The sequence below is a fragment of the Brucella pituitosa genome (genome assembly GCF_965577835.1).
Classification (GTDB): domain Bacteria; phylum Pseudomonadota; class Alphaproteobacteria; order Rhizobiales; family Rhizobiaceae; genus Brucella; species Brucella pituitosa.
On record NZ_OZ264092.1, the window covers coordinates 1,788,547 to 1,808,225 of the forward strand.

A 19,679-nucleotide genomic window follows, 5' to 3' on the forward strand; every position below is an offset into this window, starting at 1 on the left:
AATCGTTCGCGTCAAAGGGTTTCAGATTTGGCAAGATAAAAAGCTGCCTTTCAAATGGCGCTGCCGTCATCGTAAGAGCGGTACTATGATCGACACTGCCAAGTTTCCGCTTGGCAGTTTGTCATTTCTAGCTGAGTGCGCACGCATTCAGGCGTTACTGGATAAAGGCGATAACGCGAAGCCGGGGACTCTTGGTATGCTCATTTCGCGCTATCGTGCGGGTGTATCGTTTCAAGACCTCGCATTGCGTACAAAGGCAGATTATCAGCGCATATTCGATTATTTACAGCCTATCGCCGATACTCCTATTGATCGATTTACTCCGCCTCTCGTTGTGAAGATCCGTGACAAGGCGGCTGAAAAGCACGGTCGCCGCTTTGGTAACTACGTCAAGACAGTCATAGCTTTGACGTTCGCCTGGGGGCTTGAGCGCGGCTATGTGAAGATTAATCCAGCGCTGAATATCAAGGGCATTCGTCGCCCGAAAGGCACTGCCGACGCGAACCGTCCTTGGACGGATGCAGAACGCCATGCGGTTCTTGAGGCGCTTCCCAGCCATATGGCGTTGCCGATGATCCTGATGATGTATTGTGGTCTGGACCCGCAAGATGCTCTTAATTTGCCACGCTCGGCAGTCGCTAATGGGAAGATTGATACGCAGCGCGGGAAAACTGGTGTTGCGGTTTGGTTGCCGCTTCCGTCGCCTGTTATTGAAGCCATAGAACGCGCCCCCAAACATGATGCAATTACTGTTTGCGCCAATAGCTACGGAAGGCCGTGGACCTATAATGGCTTTAGTACCAATTGGGCGAAACTGAAAAAAAAGCTGGAAGAAACCGGCACTATAACTCCGGGCCTAACTCTCAAAGGTTTGCGTCACACCGTGGCAACGATTCTCCGCGAAATGGGCAAGGATCATGAGACGATTGCGGCGATGCTTGGCCACAAAACCGAAGCCATGGCGAAACACTATTCGCGCCGTGCAGATGTGAGCAAACTAATGTCGGCAACCGTGACGGATTTAGACGCTGAAATGAACAGGCGAAGAACAAAAACTGTCAAACCCGCCTGAAAAAAGCGTCAAACTTGATTGGATTGAGAAATGAGAAAAGTCAGAAACGATAATGATATGAATGGCTTAGAGTGGTGCCCGGAGACGGATTTGAACCGCCGACACGCGGATTTTCAATCCGCTGCTCTACCAACTGAGCTATCCGGGCATCCTTGCAGTGATTTCTCACCGTGTGGCGGTGTTGGTGTCCGCCGGAAGTGGGTGGGTTATAGCATTAAATTTCGCGCTGTCCAGCACCCCATCGCAATTTTTATAAGATTTCTTATAAACACGCTAAAGTGCCGATTTCACTGTGGAAATCGATATTACCCAGCCTCAGTTGTCGTTTTCTTCCTCTTCTTCAATCGTTTTTCCAGGAATGACATAGCTTCCCGAAAGCCAACGATTGAGATCAATGCTTTTGCAACGTGGCGAGCAGAACGGATACGTATCACGAACCGATGGCTTACCACATTCAGGGCAGGGGCGAGTCGGGCGCAACGGTGTAACGCGCGAACCGGCAGCTGCAGATATATCTTTCTTGTCGCTCATGGGAATTCTCAGACCTTGCCGTTTATCCAATTGGCATAAACCGGATAGTCGCCATCGGCCAGCAAGCTTACAGTTTCCTGCAAGGGGAGGCCAACCACATTGGTATATGATCCAACCAGCTTGACTACAAAGCTGCCTGCAAGCCCCTGAACGGCATAACCACCAGCCTTGCCGCGCCACTCGCCCGAAGCGAGATAGGCGTCAATCTGCTTGCGTGTCAGACGCTCGAAACGCAGGCGCGTCTCTACAAGCGTCTGACGCAGATTGCCGTTGGGCAGAATAAGGCACACGCCGGTGAAAACCTTATGCGTGCGTCCTGACAAAAGGCGCAAACATTCCCGTGCTTCGTCGTTGATCTCTGCCTTGGGCAGGACACGACGTCCCACGGCAACAACCGTGTCAGCCGCCAGAACAAAAGCATTGGCGAAGTTTTCATCGCCCTTCAATTGTTCCTGTGCGGCTTTTGCCTTTTCACGCGCAAGACGACGCGCCAGTGAACGCGGATGTTCCGCGCGCTCAGGCGTTTCGTCAATATCTGCTGGCTGAATATGATCTGGCTCAATGCCGACCTGCCCCAGAAGCTCGATCCTGCGGGGAGAGCCGGAGGCAAGAACCAGCTTATGTTGCGCACTCATAGACAAGGTTTTTCCTGGAACTAAGTTTCCCGAAAGATAGGGGCTGCTTACTTGAAGCGGTAGGTGATACGGCCTTTGGTCAGGTCGTAAGGGGTCATTTCGACCAGAACCTTGTCGCCGGCGAGAACGCGGATGCGGTTCTTGCGCATGCGGCCTGCAGTGTGGGCAATAATTTCATGTTCGTTTTCGAGCTTCACGCGGAACATTGCATTCGGCAGCAGTTCCGTAACAACGCCCGGAAATTCGAGGACTTCTTCTTTCGCCATGCGATACCTGTTACTTTCTTTGATAGATTGGCCCGAAATCGGGCCGCAGCTTTAAATTTGGCCGGAACCTATATGATTAGACGGCATTTGTGAACAACCGAATTGGGCGATGTTATTTTGGGGCTAATCGCTCTGTGATTTGCCGCTTCAGGCGATCGCGCACATCACGATATGCATTCAGGATCTGCTCACGGCTTCCCGTCATAAGTGTTGGATCAGGCGTGGGCCAATATTCCACATCCACTGAAAAGCCGCGCATCCGTTCAAGCACCGTATGATGCGCGAGCGGGGTAAGCGTGATGATAAGATCAAAATAGCCGTCCGCCAGTTCTTCCAGTCCGCGCGGTTGCCGGGCATCGAGCGACAGGCCTTCTTCAATGAGCACGGCATCGACAAACGGGTCGCGCTCGCCGCGTTGAACACCGGCAGAAGCAATATACATATTGGGTGGAAGCAGCTTTCTTGCAAGAAGTTCGGCAATTGGCGAACGAATGGAATTCTTGCCGCAGACGAAAAGTACAGAAGTGGGCCGTTTAACGACTTCGCTTTCTTCTGCTGGGACAATCGCTTCCTGATTGCTCATCAAGGATCAGCCCCGCCAGTGCAGCACGCAGACGAGCGTGAAAAGACGCCGTGCGGTCGCAAAATCGACTTCGATCTTGCCGTTCAGTCGCGTTTGCAGGGTTTGCGAGCCTTCATTGTGCAAGCCGCGCCGCCCCATGTCGATTGCCTCAATCTTGCTGGGGCTCGCTGAGCGAATGGCCTCATAATAGCTTTCGCAAACGAGAAAATAGTCGCGCACAACACGCCGCAATGGAGTCAATGAGAGGATGTGAGTCGCAACATCGTCGCCGCTTTCACGCATGATGGAAAAAATCAGGCGTGATTCCATCAGCGAAAGCTTCAGCTTGTACGGCCCGCCGGTATGATCACCCACCGGGTGAAAGGCATTTTCTTCAATCAGGTCAAAAATCGCGACCGCGCGTTCGTGCTCGACGTCAGGCGTCGAACGGCCGATGGATTCATCGAGCTCGACGTCAACAAGACGGGCATTAGGAACGCCGGCGGTCATGATACCTCATAGATTAAGCCGGATGGCAACGGACTGCGCGTGGGCGTCGAGGCCTTCGGCACGAGCGATTTCGATAGCTGCGGGACCGAGGGCGCGTAACTGATCCGGGCCGAGTTTGAGAAGCGAGGTGCGCTTCATATAATCAAGAACCGAAAGGCCAGACGAGAAACGCGCAGAGCGCGCGGTTGGCAGAACGTGATTGCATCCACCGACATAATCGCCGATCACTTCCGGCGTATAGGCGCCGATAAAGACCGAACCGGCATTGCGGATTTTTGGCAAAAGCGCTTCCGGATCTGCCGTGGCGATTTCCAGATGCTCCGCAGCAATGCGGTTTGCCAGCGGAATGGCTGCTTCAAAATCGTCAACCAGAATGACGGCACCGAAATCGCGCCAGCTTGCGGCGGCTGTTTCAGCGCGCGGCAAGGTTTTAAGCTGACGCTCCACAGCCTCTTCAACAGCCTTTGCAAAAGGCTCATCATTGGTCATCAGAATCGACTGTGCTGCAGTGTCATGTTCTGCCTGCGCCAGAATATCAGCGGCCAGCCAATCGGGATTGTTGTCCTTATCGGCAATCATCAGCACTTCGGAAGGGCCTGCAATCATGTCGATGCCAACAGTGCCGAACACAATGCGCTTGGCGGCAGCAACATAGGCATTGCCAGGGCCGACGATCTTGGCGACCGGCTCAATGGTTTCAGTGCCATAGGCGAGTGCTGCAATGGCTTGAGCCCCGCCGACACGGTAAATCTCCGACACACCTGCGAGCCGTGCAGCAACCAGAACTAGCGGATTGAGCTTGCCATCGGGCGAGGGGACGACCATGACAATCCGATCAACGCCCGCGACCTTCGCAGGCACGGCATTCATCAGCACTGAGCTTGGATAACTCGCTGTGCCGCCGGGCACATATAGGCCAACCGCTTCGATGGCCGTCCAGCGCGAACCGAGTTCTACGCCAAGCGCGTCGGTATAACGGTCGTCCATGGGCAGCTGACGCGCATGATGCTTTTCGATGCGCTCATGGGCGAGTTTGAGAGCTTCAATGGTTGAAGCCGGTGCATCATCAAAGGCCGCATCGATTTCCGCTTCCGTCACGCGGATGCCGGTCTTATTCAGATCGATACGATCAAACCGCTGCGAATATTCAATAAGCGCTGAATCGCCTTCGCGGCGCACACGATCAACGATTTCGCGGGCAGCCCGATCCACATCTTCCGAGACTTCGCGCTTGCCGGTGAGGAAAGCTGCAAACTTCTGTTCAAAATCGGGATCGTTTTGTCTGAGCGTCGTGACCACGCTGGTATTCCTTTAATTGTCAGTCTGGGCGGTGCCCGTCAGGTATGTGAAGCGGTTGTCAGCGGCAATCAGGCGTCGTGTCGCGGCAGGGTATTTGTTTCCCAGGCAGGACCGAGATCCGTCAACTGTGCTTCAATGCATTCTACATCCAGACGGATAGCCGCATTTGCCGAGAAAGTCAGTTCCAATGTTCCGGCAGGCGCTTCACCGGGAACGAAACGAATGGCCAGCAGCGAGAGTACTTCATCCGATTTTTGCCGGTCGATGCCGGTAGCTTTTGCAGCTGTGACACGATTGAAATGCAGGGCCGTGCGACGACGCTGATATTGCGGCTTGCGGAACAGTTTAGGCTTTGCCTCTTCCCAAGCAAAACGGTTGGCAGTCAGGACAAAACGCTTGTCCTTCGCAAGATATTGAAGATCGGAGACTTTTAGGACTGCATCCTGAAGATGGGCGGACAGGACCTGCAAATCCTCCTCATCCAGCGCCACAAGCTTCAACATTTCCATATCTGGCATCGTTCCCTGCTATTTTCAAAATGATGTGGAAGCAACTTTACATGCCAGCACAAAAAAATCGACAGGCTTTTCAGCCTGTTGATTAATCTGCCTGCGATAAAAGAAAAGCCGGAAAATTATTTCCGGCTTTTAAGCAATTAACCGCTGATGCGTTCGACATTCGCGCCGCAACGCGAGAGCTTTTCTTCCAGACGCTCAAAGCCGCGATCAAGGTGATAGACGCGGTTGACGATGGTTTCACCTTCAGCTGCAAGGCCTGCAATGACGAGAGAAACCGAAGCACGCAGATCGGTCGCCATAACCTGTGCACCCTTGAGACGTTCGACGCCTTCAACAGTTGCAGTCTGACCGGACAGCGAAATCTTTGCGCCAAGGCGCGCCAGTTCCTGCACGTGCATGAAGCGATTCTCGAAAATCGTTTCGGTAATGCGCGACGTTCCCTTTGCCATGGTCATCAGGCCCATGAACTGTGCCTGAAGATCGGTAGGGAAGCCGGGGAATGGATCGGTCGTCACGTCAACCGGATGAATGCCGTGACCATTGCGCACAACACGCAGACCGCTGTTGGTTTCGGTGATTTCAGCACCGGCTTTGCGCAGCGTATCGAGTGCTGCGGTCAGCTGACTTGCCTCAGCACCTTCAAGCAGAACGTCGCCACCAGTCATCGCAACAACCATGGCATACGTGCCGGTTTCAATGCGATCAGGAATAACGCGAACGCGTGCACCTGACAGGCTGGTCACGCCCTGAACATGGATCGTTTCGGTGCCAGCACCGGTGATTTTTGCGCCCATGGCGTTGAGGCAATCCGCCAGATTGACGACTTCCGGTTCGCGTGCAGGGTTCTCAATAATGGTTTCGCCATTGGCCAGCACTGCTGCCATCAGCATCACGTGGGTTGCGCCAACTGAAACCTTCGGGAAGCGATAGTGCGCGCCAACAAGGCCACCCTTTGGCGCGCGCGCCTTGGCATAGCCGTTTTCAATATCGATCTGCGCGCCGAGAGCCTGAAGGCATTCGAGCAGCAGATCAACCGGGCGCGTACCGATTGCGCAGCCGCCGGGCAGTGATACGGTGGCTTCTCCCATACGAGCCAGAAGCGGTCCGATAACCCAGAAGCTCGCACGCATCTTGGAGACCAGCTCATAAGGAGCAACGGTGTCGACGATATTGCGGGCTGTGAAATGGATGGTGCGCGAATAGGCACCATTCTGGTGTTCGCGGCGTCCGTTGACCGAATAATCAACACCGTGATTGGAAAGAATGCGGATCAGCTGCTCGACATCGGCGAGATGCGGCACGTTTTCGAGCGTCAGCGTATCGTCGGTGAGAAGGGAGGCGATCATCAAAGGAAGCGCGGCATTTTTCGCGCCAGAGATGGGAATAACGCCGTTGAGCTTGTTGCCGCCGACGATTTTGATGCGATCCATGCTGTTTCACCTTCTGGGCCGAAGCCATTGCCCGGTAATCGATTTTTGCAAATTCCGCAGCGTTCATGCCTGCGGGCGTTGCATTATGAAATGACTGTTCTTGCGGCGGAATTACGTCGATCACGAATCATAGCCGAACCGCGACGCCACCAAGAATTGAATTGTGCTTTTATCGCAGCCACTCGCTATCTTCAAGAAAGGCTTTGCCGGCTGCGGTTTTGTTCTGCCTGATATACTAACCTTGAAAATTGAACCGCATGTTAATCGGTGTCGTCTTTTCCCGCAGTGATGCCAGTATTGCGTTCGTCGGCATCGCCGGCGCGGCGCGAACGGGTCTGTGCTTTACGACGTGCCAGATTCGCCCGAAGCTGCTCTGCAAGCCGCTTTTTGCGCCTGTCCGCCTGATTTTGTTTCTCGTCGTGGGTGTCATCTTCGTTCATGAAGGTTGTTTACTACGGCAGAAAGCGCGGGAAAAGCGCCTTCTGTGGAGGCGGGCGGGGGATTTCCACATTATGTGAAAATAATTGTGATTGGTTGCTTGCGATTTGCGTAATGATGTGTCAGAAGTCCGCCGCGTTCAAGAGAATGCTGCGGTAGCTCAGTGGTAGAGCACTCCATTGGTAATGGAGAGGTCGAGAGTTCAATCCTCTCTCGCAGCACCAGTTTCCCCTAGGTTGGAAACCAAGACCGTATCCCCTGAGATAAAAGATCGAACTTTACAATGATAGATATCATTGCTGTTCGCCATGATCTGCGATTTGATTTTGCGAATGAAAAAGCAAATTCATCTCACTTGGCGTAGCTCCCGCACAGGTAAAAATCCTGCAGGGGGGTCTTCTCGGCTAAGTGGCTGAATAAATTTAGTAAATCAGCGTTACCGCTGATCTAAAAAAATCGAATTTTATTGAGAAAGAATGGCGCACCCGAAAGGATTCGAACCTCTGACCCCCAGATTCGTAGTCTGGTGCTCTATCCAGCTGAGCTACGGGTGCTTGCCTGTGTGCCGCGATTGCTGCGGCGATGGGCGGTTGATAATCGGACGGATTACTAAAAGCAAGCACCTTCTTGGAAAAAAATGCGCTTATGTGAAGTTTTCTTATCAATGCCCGGCTTTGCGGGCTTTTAGAGCCTGTTTCGAAATGGGGAAAACGCATGAAAGCCAGGCAATGGCGTGAATTCAGGACGAGACAGCATTCGCAAAGCGGGAATCATGCAGTGAATCAGCCCACTAGCAACTTGATGAATCGAGTGGATTTTTTGAATTTCAGGTTTGAACCAGCATTTATGTCGGGCGAAACTCTAGTATCGAACGCAATCCTCTGATGCGTGTCGTTTCATCGTATTGATACAAGATTCTTAAGTCGCGTCGCTGCCGTGCTGATTGCTGCGTCTTTCGCCCCAATTGGGCAAGTCAGGAAGGCGAATCTCGAAATGCGCGCCAATGGGCCGATCTTCACGCAGTTCGATTGTGCCGCCATGCGCACGCACCAGTTCCTGCGCGATTGCAAGACCAAGCCCTGTGCCGTCGCTTCGTGTGGAGCCCTTAAACGCTGTAAAGAGATTGTCGCGCGCTTTCTGCGGCAGACCAGGGCCAGTGTCTTCTACGCCGATAATTGTTGTCGTTCCGATTCTACCGGCAGAAAGTGTGAGACGCTTGACGGTGGATACATCGCTGCGCCGATCGCGCTCCATCGCCTGCACGGAGTTACGGCACAGATTATGCAACACGCGGAACAGCTGTTCGGAATCGACATTCAATTCAAAATCAACAGGGATGAGATTTTCGAACTCGATACCGCTTTCCGCTTTCAGATTGAGTGTTTCCTGCACATCAAGAATGACGGTGCTCAATTGTACGCGGCGCGGGGCAGGCGGGGCCTCTTGCGAGCGGCCATAGGCCATAACGCTTTCGGAGTAATTGATGGCACGGCTCAGCGTGTGAATAAGCTTTGGCGCGAAACGCTGCACCATCGGGTCCTGGGTGTCGGCCAGCCGGTCTGACATGAGCTGCGCCGATGCCAGAATATTGCGCATATCATGATTGATTTTGGAAACTGCGAGGCCGAGATCGGCCAGATGCTTCTGTTCTTTCAGCGTGCGCTGCAAATCGCTTTGGATATGTGCGATCTGTCGTTGTGCAATGCCGAACTCGTCCTTGCGGTTTTCTGGCACAAGAATCCGGGTTGGATTGTCGGGTGCTGAGGCAAAGTCGATCATATTGCGATGCATGAGGCGCACAGGGCGCAGCAGCATTTCGTGAATGATGAGATAAACGAGGCTCGCGGCAATCACCGAAATAAGCAGAGAGATGATCGCAACATTGGTCGCATAACTCAGCATGGCATGGCGCAGCGGTGCATCTGAAGTGACGATTTCGATAATACGTCCGGGATTGGCGGATGGCGGGTTCGATCCATAAATACGCAAAGTGCGATTGCCGCCGTTAAACAGCGTTCCAAACGCATCCCAGATGGCAGCGGCTTCACTGATATTATTGAGATCGACCACCTGATCGATAGTGCCCGGCATTTCGCTCATTGCGAGAAGATGAGATGCACCCGCTTCGCGCAAAGCAATTGCCTTGGTCCCGGTTGCAAGCAGCACCTTGTCCTGAACTTCGCGTGGAATATTGATATTGCCGCTCGCAATAAGCACTTCGCTGACGGCATACACGGTGTCGAGGCGCGAACTCATCCAACGCACCCGCATATTGGCGATAGATGGCACGAAGATCAGAACCTCAGCGATAAGAACGGCAAGAGCCGTCAGAATGAGGAGCTTGCTTGAAAGCCGGTTGCGCCAGCGAAGGCGCGTGAAATGGATGGGCGAAGTCTTATCGTCCTGTGGGGATGCCGTAGCGGGAGAACGCGCGGCTGTATCGGCAACGACCCCACCCGTATCCATGGTTTTTTCAACAGCCGCCATACGTTAAATCCAAATCGACAGGCTGTGTGGCTGCGATGCGGCCGCGCCTTATTCAGAAAGCTCATCACAATGCGAACATACAAATATCGCCTTCTATATATGGTGGCACGAGATAATTCCAACGGGCTTTGTCTCTTTTGATTGAAACAGGTCCGTTGGGTTCCTTTACCAGCATTACCGAAATTTAACTCGACGTGCGGAATCGCGACGTGCAAACTCGCAAAAAGGGAAATCTGTGATGCTTCAATGGTGGCACTTTCGGTGCAACTATTGGGGCGATCATTATTTTGATACTGTTTGCAGCTTATCCTGCGCCCAACGTGAATATGGATGGTTTGAATCAGAGGCCCGTCGATGCCTTCGACAAGGCCCTGCCGGAGAGTTGAATGAAGTCCTGGAAGCAGATTGTTCTGTGCCTGCTTATTGTTACTGCCGCTGGTGGCGGTTGGTATATCTATAAAAATAAAGACTCTTCGGCGCAAACGGCATCAGGCGCAGCTCCCGGACCGCAGGCGCATGGATCATCTTCGGGACGCGGCGCTCCGCTCGTTGTTGTTGAACCGGCAGGTGAAGAGACGATCAACAATCGCCTGACAGCCATCGGATCAGCACGCGCTCTCAGTACAGTTTCGGTCACGCCTTATTCGAGCGGTTATATGAATGAGCTGCTTGTGAAAGCGGGCGATTTCATCAAGGCGGGTGATCCGATTGCGGTCCTCGACAATGAGACCGAAACCATTGCAGTCAGCAAAGCACAGATTGCGTTGAAAGATGCCGAAACCACCCGGCAGCGTATCGCGCGTTTGCGGGCCACGAATACGGCAACCGTTGTTCAGGAAGTTGAAGCTGATCTGGCTTTGTCCAACGCCAAGCTTGTACTGGACGATGCGCAGCTTGCGCTGAGCCGCCGCACGGTGCGCGCGCCGATTTCCGGTGTTGTTGGTATTCTGCCGGTTAATGCCGGGAATTATGTCACCGCACAAACTTCAATTGCCCGCATTGATGATCGCTCCAAGGTGCTGATCGATATTTGGGTGCCCGAGCGTTTTGCACCGCAGATCAAAGTCGGCCAGCCGCTGACGGCCGAATCGACAGCATTTCCCGGTGTGACGCATAAGGGTGAAATCAACGCTGTTGATAATATGCTTGATGAAGCGAGCCGCACATTGCATGTTCGTGCCGAGATCAACAACGATCAGGATCGTCTGCGCGCCGGCATGTCGTTCTCGGTGACTGTCTTGTTCCCGGGAGATAATTATCCTTCCGTTGATCCACTGGCTATCCAGTGGGGTGCCGACGGCTCTTACGTCTGGCGCGTGGAAGAAGGCGTCGCGAAGAAAGTCGCTGCGCGCATCGTACAGCGCAATTCGACCAACATATTGATCGACGGTGCAGTTAAGGAAGGCGACATGATCGTTACGCAAGGCGTGCAGACCGTGCGCGACGATGCGCCGGTCCGTTTGCAGGATGAGCAGGGCACCGCCCGCATTGATCCAGTCGCCAAAAGCCGCGTTGCAGGGTGAGGATAAAGCGTGAGCAATCCTAATTCGCATTCGGGCAATACCGGTGGGTCGACAGCGCTGTTCATTCGGCGCCCGGTCTTTGCCTTCGTCATCAATGTTCTGATTATCGTTGCAGGCCTTGCGGCCTTTACCGGCGTCGACATCCGCGAGCTGCCGGATGTGGATCGGCCCGTTGTCACCATCAGCACCGATTTCAGCGGCGCTTCGGCTGAAACCATTGATCGTCAGCTGACACAGGTTCTGGAGAATGCGGTTGCCCGCGTGTCGGGCGTGAAATCCATTTCCTCGTCATCTTCTTTTGAGCGCAGCCGTGTCACGGTCGAGTTCAACGACGGCGTTGATCTCAATGTCGCCGCCGCTGATATGCGTGACGCTATTTCACGCGTGGCAAACGATGTGCCCGAAGAAGCTGATCCTTCGCGCATCATCAAGGCCGATTCCAATGCCGATCCGGTCATGCGCCTTGCTGTCACGTCCGACACTATGGCGGTCGATGACATGACGGTGCTGGTGGAAGATCAGATCCAGGATGTGCTCTCGGCTGTTCCCGGTGTCGCCGATGTGCAGATCAATGGTGATCGCGACAAGATTTTCCGCATCGATATCAATCAGGCACGCCTTGCAAGTTACGGGCTAACCATTGCGGATATTTCGAGTGCGCTTTCTTCCATGGGCCTTGATGCGCCAGCGGGTTCGTTGCGCAGTTCCGATCAGTCGATTGTGGTTCGCGCCACGGCCAATCTTGAACGACCGGAAGATTTCGAGAACGTCTATATCAAAGGGCGCACGCAGCTCCGCGATGTCGCAACGGTGACACTGGGACCGGACATTGAAAGTTCGGCTGTGCGTTCGAACGGCAAGACGGCCATTGGTCTTGGCATCGTGCGTCAGGCGCAGTCGAACACGCTCGATATCTCGGAAGGCATCCGGGCAGCCGTCGCCAACCTGAAAAATACGTTGCCGCCCGGCGTCGATGTGACAGTTACCAGCGACGATGCAAGCTTCATTAATGGCGCTATCCACGAAGTTGAGATTGCGCTGATTGCTTCCGTTATCATCGTTGTCGTGATCATCTTCATGTTTCTCTGGGATATCCGCGCGACACTTATCCCGGCTCTGGCTATGCCTGTGGCATTGATCGGCACGATTGCGGCGATCTATCTCAGCGGGTTCTCGGTCAATATTCTCACCTTGCTGGCGCTGGTGCTTGCGACTGGCCTTGTGGTGGATGACGCGATTGTGGTGCTCGAAAATATCGTGCGGCGACGCAATCAGGGCATGGGACCACGTGCGGCGGCAGTCCTTGGCACACAGGAAGTGTTCTTCGCTGTCATCGCAACGACACTTACACTTGTGGCTGTGTTTGTGCCGATTTCCTTCCTGCCGGGACAAGCTGGTGGTCTTTTCCGCGAGTTTGGTTTCGTGCTGGCGATTGCAATTTTGCTGTCATCGATTGTGGCATTGACGCTCTGTCCGATGCTGGCATCGCGGTTCCTTAAAGAGGGTGTTGAAACCTCTGAAGGCGGCGGCCATGGTCCAAAATTTCTGCGTCGGATCGGCAGTGGTTTGGCAAGCTTTTATCGTAAGAGCCTCCATGCCTGTCTTTCTGCCCCGTTCATTGTCGTTCTGGTCGCAATACTTTTTGCCGGTGTGTCCTATGTCGGTTTCGGTATGCTGAGACAGGAGCTGACACCGACGGAAGATCGCGCGGTTGCCATTCTACGCATCAATGGGCCACAGGGCATCAGCGTTGAATTTCTTCAATCGCAGCTCGAGAAGATCGAAACAGCGATCCAGCCTTTGCGCGATAGCGGCGAAATCCTGACCACTTATGGCATTGCCGGGTCGGGCGGGTCGTCGAATAACGGCTTTATGGTTCTGACACTGGCACCGTGGAAAGAGCGCAGCCGCTCGCAGCAGGAAATCATGGCCGATATCACTGCGCGTACACGCGGTATTACAGCGGTGCGTATTTTCACGGCGCAGCCGAACAGTCTGGGTATTCGCGGTGCAGGCAATGGTTTGCAGTTTGCGGTGCTTGGTCAGGATTATGCGAAACTGCGTCCAGCGACTGACGCTATTGTTTCGGCGCTCGAAAAAGATCCCCGTTTCGTGCAGCCGCGTCTGTCGGTTGAACCGACGCAGCCGCAGCTTTCTGTCGAGATCAACCGTGAGCGTGCATCCGATCTTGGTATTGATATCACCGGTCTCGCCAATGCGGTTCAGGCTGTCCTTGATGGTCGTAAAATCGGTTCGGTCTATGTTGGCGACAGAAGTTTCGATGTGAAGCTTGTATCGACCACCAACCCGATTAACGACCCGACCGATCTGGAAAACGTCTTCCTGAAGACAACAGATGGTCGTTATGTACCGATGTCGTCCATTGCATCGGTGGTCGAAAAAGCGGTTCCACCACAGCTCAACCGCGAAGAGCGGCAGCGGTCTATCGCTATCACGAGTGATCTGCGCAGCGATTTTGCTTTGGGCGACGCCTATGCCGCCGCATTGGAAATAGCAGCACCACTATTACCACCCGGCGCGCATATTATTCCACTGGCCGAAGCCTCGACACTGAGTGAAACCTCGACCGGTATTGCACTGGTGTTTGGCTTTGCCATCATCATCATCCTGCTGGTTCTGGCAGCACAGTTTGAAAGCTTTGTAAGTGCGCTCATCGTTATGGCAACCGTGCCGCTGGGTCTTGGCTGTGCTGTCTTCGCGATGATCCTGACCGGCACGAGCCTCAACGTCTATAGCCAGATCGGGCTTGTGCTGCTTGTCGGCATCATGGCCAAGAACGGTATTCTGATTGTCGAATTTGCCGATCAGTTGCGTGACAAGGGTATGAATGTTCGTGAGGCCATTGAAGAGGCGGCAAATATCCGCCTGCGCCCGGTCTGCATGACCATGATCTGTTCGGTTCTCGGCGGTGTACCGTTGGTTCTCGCAAGTGGTGCAGGCGCGGAAGCCCGTGTGGCGCTTGGCTGGGTAATAGTTGGTGGCCTGGGTCTTGCCACGATCGCAACCTTGTTTGTGACGCCGGTCGCCTATCTTCTTCTTGGTCGCTTCACCAAGCCAAGAGTTGAAGAAGAAGCACGGCTTGAGCGCGAGCTGGTCAGGGCCGTAGCACTGGAAGAAAAGTTGAAATGAAAAAAGCCCGGTCATAGGACCGGGCTTTTTTGCTGCGAGGTTTGTTATTTCTTCATCGCATCCGTGATCTTGGACGTCCAAGCGCCTTCCGGCTTCTTGGTAATGACCGGATCGGAACCGCCGCCAAGCAGCGTATCAACTGTGCGGTCTGCTGCCGCCACATCAAGCGTGCCATCCGAACCGTCGATCAGCTTGCCGATTTCCTTGATCATGCGCTCCTGAACTTCCTGGGTCTGAGCACCCGAAGCATCATTGTCGAGAATGATTTCGGCAGCCTCGGCAGGGTTTTCAGATGCATATTGCCAGCCCTTCATCGAAGCACGGACAAAACGGGCGAGCTTGTCGACCATTGCAGGATCGTCAAGACTCTTATCAAGAACGTATAGGCCATCTTCCAACGTGGCGACGCCCTGTTCTTCATAAGGGAACACGACGAGCTGATCGGCAGGAATACCGGCGTCGATCACCTGCCAATATTCGTTATAGGTCATGGTGGAAATGCAATCGGCCTGCTTCTGGATCAGCGGATCGACGTTGAAGCCCTGCTTGAGTACGGTCACGCCATCCTTGCCGCCTTCGGTCGGAATTTTCAGATGGCTCATCCATGACAGGAACGGATATTCATTGCCGCCAAACCAGACGCCAAGCGTGCGGCCTTTGAAGTCTTCCGGCTTGGTGATGTTGGTGTCCTTGCGGCAGGTCAGCATCATACCGGATTTCTTGAACGGCTGTGCGATATTGACGAGCGCCACACCTTTTTCGCGTGTCGCAAGCGCCGACGGCATCCAGTCCACCACCACGTCAGCGCCACCACCGGCGATTACCTGCGGAGGAGCCACGTCCGGGCCGCCCGGCTTGATTTCCACGTCGAGATTTTCGGCTTCATAGAAACCTTTGTCCTTGGCGACGTAATAGCCTGCAAACTGTCCCTGCGTCACCCATTTGAGCTGCAAGGTCAGCTTGTCAGCTGCCATTGCCGAGCTGCTCATGAGCGCGAGCGCCAGTCCGGCTGTTCCAAGGCATAGAGAAATTGCCTTTTTCATTTCAGTTCTCCTCTGGTTAAGGCTCTACCTTATTTTTGCAGATGCCAAATATTCAGGCTTATGCCCTCCTGTATGAAGGGTGCCAGAATGTCATTCTGCGCTCGATCAGCGCGATCAGCCCATAGGAGAGCGATCCCGCAAGAGCGGCTACAAAGATTTCAGCCCAGACCATGTCCACATTCATGCGCCCGATTTCAGCCGATATGCGGAAGCCCATGCCGACAATCGGTGTACCGAAAAACTCGGCGACAATCGCACCAATCAGCGCCAGCGTGGAGTTGATTTTGAGCGCGTTGAAAATAAATGGCATGGCTGCCGGCAGGCGCAGCTTGATCAGCGTCTGCCAATAGTTCGAGCCATAGGTCTGCATCAGATCGCGTTCCATCGAGCCACTTGCCGCAAGTCCCGCCACTGTGTTCACAAGCATCGGGAAGAAGGTCATGATGATGACGACGGCTGCCTTTGACTGCCAGTCGAAGCCAAACCACATCACCATGATGGGCGCGACGCCGACAATGGGAAGGGCGGCAGCAAGATTGCCAAGCGGTAGCAGACCTTTGCGCAGGAATGGCACTCGGTCAGCGATGATGGCCGTGACAAAGCCCAGACCGCAACCTGCGACATAGCCGATGATGACGGCTTTCATAAAGGTCTGCTGGAAATCGGCCCACAGGATTGGAACCGAACTCGTGATCCGCGCCCATATGACCGATGGCGCAGGCAAAAGCACCTGCGGTACGGCAAACAACCGCACGGTGACTTCCCACAAAAGGAGCATCGCGATGCCGAAGAGGGCAGGGACGGCAATGTCCAGCAGCTTCTGGCTGTGCGCATTGCGAGGCTTCAGGCTTGCCACCCAACCGACAATTGCCCATGAGACGGCAATCAGTGCGACAATGATTATAACATTTGTCATGTTGCCGCCCTTTCTGGCTTTGCACCCATGCGTCGGTTGACGACGCTTGCGACAAACCCGACGAGGGCCACCAGAACACCAGCCATGATGGCTGCTGCGATGAGTGCGGCCCATATCTGAACCGTCTGGCCGTAGTAGGAACCGGCCAGCAAACGTGCGCCAAGTCCGGCGACGGCACCTGTCGGCAGCTCGCCGACGATAGCCCCCACCAGGCTGATAGCGACTGCAATCTGCATCGATGTGAACAGGAAGGGCATTGCAGCAGGCCAGCGCAGTTTCCAGAACACCTGATTCCGTGAAGCGTTGTAGGTCCGCATCAGATCGAGATGCATCACATCGGGGGATCGCAGGCCTTTGACCATGCCCACCGCAACGGGGAAGAAGGAGAGATAGGTCGATATGATGGCCTTTGGCAACAAGCCCGAAATACCAATCGCATTCAGCACCACGATAATCATCGGTGCGATAGCGAGGATGGGGATTGTCTGCGAGGTGATGATCCACGGCATCAGGCTTTTGTCGAGGGTGCGCGAATGTACAATGCCGACCGCGAGCAACACACCAAGCGCCGATCCCAGCACAAAACCGAGCAATGTCGATGAGAGCGTCACCCAGCCATGATAGACAAGGCTGCGCTTGGAGCTCGGTTTCACATCAAACACGGTTTTCCAGATTTCTTCCGCGACCTGATGCGGCGCAGGCAGGACCGGGCGATCCTGATGCATCGTATTGGCCGCAATTGTCGAGAATGAAATCTCGGTTCCGGCCCGCTCTGCCTGATCGCGCTCAAACGGCGCATTGAGAAAGACCGCAAGCAGATACCAAAGCCCGATGATCGCCAGCAAAACCGTCGTTACCGGAATAAATTTGTCACGAAGAAAGGCTGTCATTCTCGCCCTCCTTCACCTGACTTTTGCCCCCGCAATTTATTCATGGATATGCCCCAGCCGCAGACCTTCGCGCACACGATGAGCTATCTTCAGGAAAGCTTCCGATTCCCGGATATCCAGTGTCCGATCCGGTCCCAGATCACAGTCGATGATTTCATGAATGCGGCCCGGACGCGGGCTCATCACGACGATCTTTGTCGACAGAAAGACGGCTTCAGGAATGGAGTGCGTGACGAAGATCACGGTCTTCTGCGTTGCGGCCCAAAGTTTCAGAAGCTGTTCGTTGAGGTGATCGCGAACGATCTCGTCAAGCGCGCCGAAAGGCTCATCCATCAGCAGCATGTCTGGATCGAATGACAGTGCACGGGCAATCGATGCGCGCTGCTGCATGCCGCCGGAAAGCTGCCATGGAAACTTCTTGCCGAAACCCGCAAGGTTCACCAGTGCGAGGTTCTTTTCAATAAGCAGTTTGCGCTCGGCAGCAGCATAGCCCATCACCTCGAGCGGCAGGCTGATATTGTCTTCGATGGTGCGCCATGGAAACAGTGCTGCCGCCTGAAATACATAGCCGTAAGAGCGGTCAAGCCGCGCCTGTGCGGGCGTCTTGCCGTTGACGGTTACAGAGCCCGAGGTTGGCTGTTCAAGGTCGGCCACCACACGCATCAGCGTGGTCTTGCCACAACCCGACGGACCGATAAACGAAACAAACTCGCCGCGCTTTATAGCGAGATTGATATTGGAAAGCGCATGGACCGGACCATCATTGGTCTCGAACACCAGGGAGAGATCCTTGATGTCGATCACGGTTTGTGCGTTTTCCAAGCCCCTCTCCGGGGCAACGCTGTTTTCCAAATTCATGCGCATTTCCCGAAGCTGAGCTAGAGCCATGTATCAGACCCCTATCGGCATATGTTCGGCGCTGCGTTCCACCTTGCGCGGAGCAACGATTTCTTTCCACTGCGACAGGGCCCGGTTGGCTGCGCCGTTAGGCTCGCGTTCAACGAAACGACCATCGCCCGGCTGCGCTGTCACATGCCCCTTGTCGAAGGCGAGGCGACCGCGCGAGAACGTCTTGACCGGCAGGCCTTTCAGTTCGAAACCTTCGAACACATTGTAATCAATGGCAGAATGCTGCGTCTTGGCAGAGATCTTCTTGGTCGCTTCAGGGTCCCAGATGATGATATCGGCATCAGCACCCGGCAGGATCGCACCCTTTTGTGGATAGATGTTGAGAATCTTCGCAATATTGGTGGAGGTGACCGCCACGAACTCATTGGGCGTCAGACGACCGGTGCGAACGCCGCGTGTCCAGAGCACCGGCAACCGTTCTTCAAGCCCGCCTGTGCCGTTCGGAATCTTGGTGAAATTGCCAATGCCATGGCGCTTTTGCTCGGTGGTGAAAGCACAATGGTCTGTTGCCACAACTTGCAGGCTTCCGGCAGCTAACCCGGCCCAGAGACTATCCTGATTGACCTTGTCGCGGAATGGCGGTGACATCACGCGGCGCGCGGCATAGTCCCAGTCGCGATTGTGATATTCGCTTTCATCAAGGGTGAGATGCTGGATAAGCGGCTCGCCATAAACCCGCATGCCTTTCTGGCGCGCACGGCGGATTGCTTCATGCGCTTGTTCGCAGGATGTGTGCACCACATAAAGTGGAACACCGGCCTGATCGGCAATCATGATGGCGCGGTTGGTGGCTTCGCCTTCCACTTCCGGTGGGCGTGAATAGGCGTGCGCCTCTGGTCCGTCATTGCCAGCAGCCAAAAGCTTGGCCTGCAATTGCGCAACGATATCGCCATTTTCCGCGTGAACGAGTGGCATGGCGCCAAGCTCGGCGCAGCGCTGGAACGATGCGAACATCTCGTCATCATTGACCATCAACGCGCCCTTATAGGCCATGAAGTGCTTAAACGTATTGATGCCGCGCTTCACCACTTCCGGCATTTCATTAAACGCGCGTTCGCTCCAGCCGGTGATCGCCATGTGGAACGAATAGTCGGTGCGCGCCTTGCCTGCTTTCTGGAACCATTCCTGCAGCGCATCGAGCAGGTTGCCTTCCGGGCCAGGCAGCACGAAATCCACAACCATTGTCGTGCCGCCAGCAAGGGCTGCGGCGGTGCCAGTGTCGAAATCATCGGATGAATAGGTGCCCATGAAGGGCATCTGCAAATGCGTATGCGGGTCGATGCCGCCGGGCATGATGTAACAGCCCGATGCATCAATGGTTTCATCGCCGGTCAGATTATCGCCCACGGCAACAATCTTCTCGCCTTCGATGAGAACGTCGGCTTTAAAGGTGCGGTCTGCCGTAATCACGGTGCCGCCTTTGATGACCTTACTTGCCCCAGAACTAACCATGTTCGTCGTTCCCCTTTTTGGTTTTGTTGCGAACATTCAGCAGTATTG

18 protein-coding genes and 3 tRNA genes are annotated in these 19,679 nt (G+C 54.4%); 4 read left to right on the forward strand and 17 right to left on the reverse strand.

All coding sequences use genetic code 11. The features are described from left to right. Positions 1–85: 85 nt before the first annotated feature. Positions 86–1,072, forward strand: coding sequence for a tyrosine-type recombinase/integrase (locus ACSME1_RS08575; protein ID WP_435654913.1), 987 nt, complete (start codon positions 86–88; stop codon positions 1,070–1,072). A gap of 72 nt (positions 1,073–1,144) precedes the next feature. On the opposite strand, the gene ACSME1_RS08580 is transcribed toward ACSME1_RS08575, so the two are convergent. From ACSME1_RS08580 to ACSME1_RS08625, 10 genes are all read right to left on the reverse strand, one after another. Continuing rightward, positions 1,145–1,220: transfer RNA gene (locus ACSME1_RS08580), tRNA-Phe, on the reverse strand. Positions 1,221–1,387: 167 nt separating this feature from the next. Further along, on the reverse strand, positions 1,388–1,603 hold the full coding sequence (gene yacG / locus ACSME1_RS08585; RefSeq protein WP_024898072.1) for a DNA gyrase inhibitor YacG: 216 nt from the start codon (positions 1,601–1,603) through the stop codon (positions 1,388–1,390). Positions 1,604–1,611: 8 nt separating this feature from the next. Then, on the reverse strand, positions 1,612–2,238 hold the full coding sequence (locus tag ACSME1_RS08590; RefSeq protein WP_024898071.1) for a Maf-like protein: 627 nt from the start codon (positions 2,236–2,238) through the stop codon (positions 1,612–1,614). A 47-nt stretch (positions 2,239–2,285) separates the two neighbouring features. After that, positions 2,286–2,504, reverse strand: coding sequence for a translation initiation factor IF-1 (gene infA, locus ACSME1_RS08595; protein ID WP_002965531.1), 219 nt, complete (start codon positions 2,502–2,504; stop codon positions 2,286–2,288). A gap of 112 nt (positions 2,505–2,616) precedes the next feature. Continuing rightward, positions 2,617–3,087, reverse strand: a complete 471-nt coding sequence (locus ACSME1_RS08600; protein ID WP_105705409.1) for a low molecular weight phosphatase family protein — start codon at positions 3,085–3,087, stop codon at positions 2,617–2,619. Positions 3,088–3,093: 6 nt separating this feature from the next. Further along, the gene (locus ACSME1_RS08605; protein WP_024898069.1) at positions 3,094–3,576 is read right to left on the reverse strand and encodes a UPF0262 family protein; all 483 of its coding nucleotides are present in this window, start codon (positions 3,574–3,576) and stop codon (positions 3,094–3,096) included. 6 nt (positions 3,577–3,582) lie between these two features. Then, positions 3,583–4,875, reverse strand: a complete 1,293-nt coding sequence (gene hisD, locus ACSME1_RS08610) for a histidinol dehydrogenase (RefSeq protein WP_105705407.1) — start codon at positions 4,873–4,875, stop codon at positions 3,583–3,585. A 68-nt stretch (positions 4,876–4,943) separates the two neighbouring features. Then, a complete protein-coding gene (locus ACSME1_RS08615) occupies positions 4,944–5,384 on the reverse strand; it encodes a DUF2948 family protein (RefSeq protein WP_024898067.1) in 441 nt (146 codons plus the stop codon). 146 nt (positions 5,385–5,530) lie between these two features. Next, positions 5,531–6,823, reverse strand: a complete 1,293-nt coding sequence (gene murA, locus ACSME1_RS08620; RefSeq protein ID WP_100559783.1) for a UDP-N-acetylglucosamine 1-carboxyvinyltransferase — start codon at positions 6,821–6,823, stop codon at positions 5,531–5,533. 260 nt (positions 6,824–7,083) lie between these two features. Further along, positions 7,084–7,263, reverse strand: a complete 180-nt coding sequence (locus ACSME1_RS08625) for a hypothetical protein (protein ID WP_024898065.1) — start codon at positions 7,261–7,263, stop codon at positions 7,084–7,086. A 147-nt stretch (positions 7,264–7,410) separates the two neighbouring features. Here ACSME1_RS08625 and ACSME1_RS08630 point away from each other — a divergent pair. Then, positions 7,411–7,485 (forward strand) — tRNA-Thr (locus tag ACSME1_RS08630). Positions 7,486–7,738: 253 nt separating this feature from the next. On the opposite strand, the gene ACSME1_RS08635 is transcribed toward ACSME1_RS08630, so the two are convergent. Next, positions 7,739–7,815, reverse strand: a tRNA-Arg gene (locus tag ACSME1_RS08635). Positions 7,816–8,179: 364 nt separating this feature from the next. Next, positions 8,180–9,748 (reverse strand): sensor histidine kinase, encoded by a 1,569-nt coding sequence (locus ACSME1_RS08640; RefSeq protein ID WP_105705405.1) that lies wholly within the window; start codon positions 9,746–9,748, stop codon positions 8,180–8,182. A gap of 386 nt (positions 9,749–10,134) precedes the next feature. Here ACSME1_RS08640 and ACSME1_RS08645 point away from each other — a divergent pair, with 386 nt between their 5' ends. Together ACSME1_RS08645 and ACSME1_RS08650 are read left to right on the forward strand one after the other, a co-directional pair. Next, entirely contained in the window at positions 10,135–11,271 is a 1,137-nt protein-coding gene (locus tag ACSME1_RS08645; RefSeq protein ID WP_024897853.1) for an efflux RND transporter periplasmic adaptor subunit, read from the forward strand. A gap of 9 nt (positions 11,272–11,280) precedes the next feature. Next, complete coding sequence (locus ACSME1_RS08650; RefSeq protein ID WP_024897852.1) at positions 11,281–14,421, forward strand: efflux RND transporter permease subunit; 3,141 nt, start codon at positions 11,281–11,283, stop codon at positions 14,419–14,421. Between the two features lie 44 nt (positions 14,422–14,465). Here ACSME1_RS08650 and ACSME1_RS08655 read toward each other — a convergent pair whose 3' ends face one another. The 5 genes from ACSME1_RS08655 to hydA are packed head-to-tail and all read right to left on the reverse strand — an operon-like array spanning position 14,466 to position 19,631. Beyond that, positions 14,466–15,464 carry an ABC transporter substrate-binding protein gene (locus tag ACSME1_RS08655; protein ID WP_024897851.1) on the reverse strand — a complete coding sequence of 333 codons (999 nt, stop codon included), beginning with the start codon at positions 15,462–15,464 and terminating at the stop codon, positions 14,466–14,468. A 58-nt stretch (positions 15,465–15,522) separates the two neighbouring features. Then, positions 15,523–16,380: an ABC transporter permease gene (locus ACSME1_RS08660; RefSeq protein WP_105705403.1), complete on the reverse strand. Its 858-nt coding sequence runs from the start codon at positions 16,378–16,380 to the stop codon at positions 15,523–15,525. After that, the gene (locus ACSME1_RS08665) at positions 16,377–17,270 is read right to left on the reverse strand and encodes an ABC transporter permease (protein ID WP_024897849.1); all 894 of its coding nucleotides are present in this window, start codon (positions 17,268–17,270) and stop codon (positions 16,377–16,379) included. Before ACSME1_RS08665 ends, ACSME1_RS08660 begins: the two co-directional genes overlap by 4 nt. A 36-nt stretch (positions 17,271–17,306) precedes the next feature. After that, positions 17,307–18,128 (reverse strand): ABC transporter ATP-binding protein, encoded by an 822-nt coding sequence (locus tag ACSME1_RS08670; RefSeq protein ID WP_024897848.1) that lies wholly within the window; start codon positions 18,126–18,128, stop codon positions 17,307–17,309. Positions 18,129–18,161: 33 nt separating this feature from the next. After that, on the reverse strand, positions 18,162–19,631 hold the full coding sequence (gene hydA / locus ACSME1_RS08675; RefSeq protein ID WP_024897847.1) for a dihydropyrimidinase: 1,470 nt from the start codon (positions 19,629–19,631) through the stop codon (positions 18,162–18,164). Between the last annotated feature and the right edge of the window lie 48 nt (positions 19,632–19,679).

Coding starts and splice junctions, on each gene's coding strand:
- ACSME1_RS08575 (WP_435654913.1), top strand. CDS start 86: ATGATCGACACTGCCAAGTTTCCGCTTGGCAGTTTGTCATTTCTAGCT.
- yacG (WP_024898072.1), bottom strand. CDS start 1,603: ATGAGCGACAAGAAAGATATATCTGCAGCTGCCGGTTCGCGCGTTACA.
- ACSME1_RS08590 (WP_024898071.1), bottom strand. CDS start 2,238: ATGAGTGCGCAACATAAGCTGGTTCTTGCCTCCGGCTCTCCCCGCAGG.
- infA (WP_002965531.1), bottom strand. CDS start 2,504: ATGGCGAAAGAAGAAGTCCTCGAATTTCCGGGCGTTGTTACGGAACTG.
- ACSME1_RS08600 (WP_105705409.1), bottom strand. CDS start 3,087: ATGAGCAATCAGGAAGCGATTGTCCCAGCAGAAGAAAGCGAAGTCGTT.
- ACSME1_RS08605 (WP_024898069.1), bottom strand. CDS start 3,576: ATGACCGCCGGCGTTCCTAATGCCCGTCTTGTTGACGTCGAGCTCGAT.
- ACSME1_RS08615 (WP_024898067.1), bottom strand. CDS start 5,384: ATGGAAATGTTGAAGCTTGTGGCGCTGGATGAGGAGGATTTGCAGGTC.
- murA (WP_100559783.1), bottom strand. CDS start 6,823: ATGGATCGCATCAAAATCGTCGGCGGCAACAAGCTCAACGGCGTTATT.
- ACSME1_RS08625 (WP_024898065.1), bottom strand. CDS start 7,263: ATGAACGAAGATGACACCCACGACGAGAAACAAAATCAGGCGGACAGG.
- ACSME1_RS08640 (WP_105705405.1), bottom strand. CDS start 9,748: ATGGCGGCTGTTGAAAAAACCATGGATACGGGTGGGGTCGTTGCCGAT.
- ACSME1_RS08645 (WP_024897853.1), top strand. CDS start 10,135: ATGAAGTCCTGGAAGCAGATTGTTCTGTGCCTGCTTATTGTTACTGCC.
- ACSME1_RS08655 (WP_024897851.1), bottom strand. CDS start 15,464: ATGAAAAAGGCAATTTCTCTATGCCTTGGAACAGCCGGACTGGCGCTC.
- ACSME1_RS08660 (WP_105705403.1), bottom strand. CDS start 16,380: ATGACAAATGTTATAATCATTGTCGCACTGATTGCCGTCTCATGGGCA.
- ACSME1_RS08665 (WP_024897849.1), bottom strand. CDS start 17,270: ATGACAGCCTTTCTTCGTGACAAATTTATTCCGGTAACGACGGTTTTG.
- ACSME1_RS08670 (WP_024897848.1), bottom strand. CDS start 18,128: ATGAATTTGGAAAACAGCGTTGCCCCGGAGAGGGGCTTGGAAAACGCA.
- hydA (WP_024897847.1), bottom strand. CDS start 19,631: ATGGTTAGTTCTGGGGCAAGTAAGGTCATCAAAGGCGGCACCGTGATT.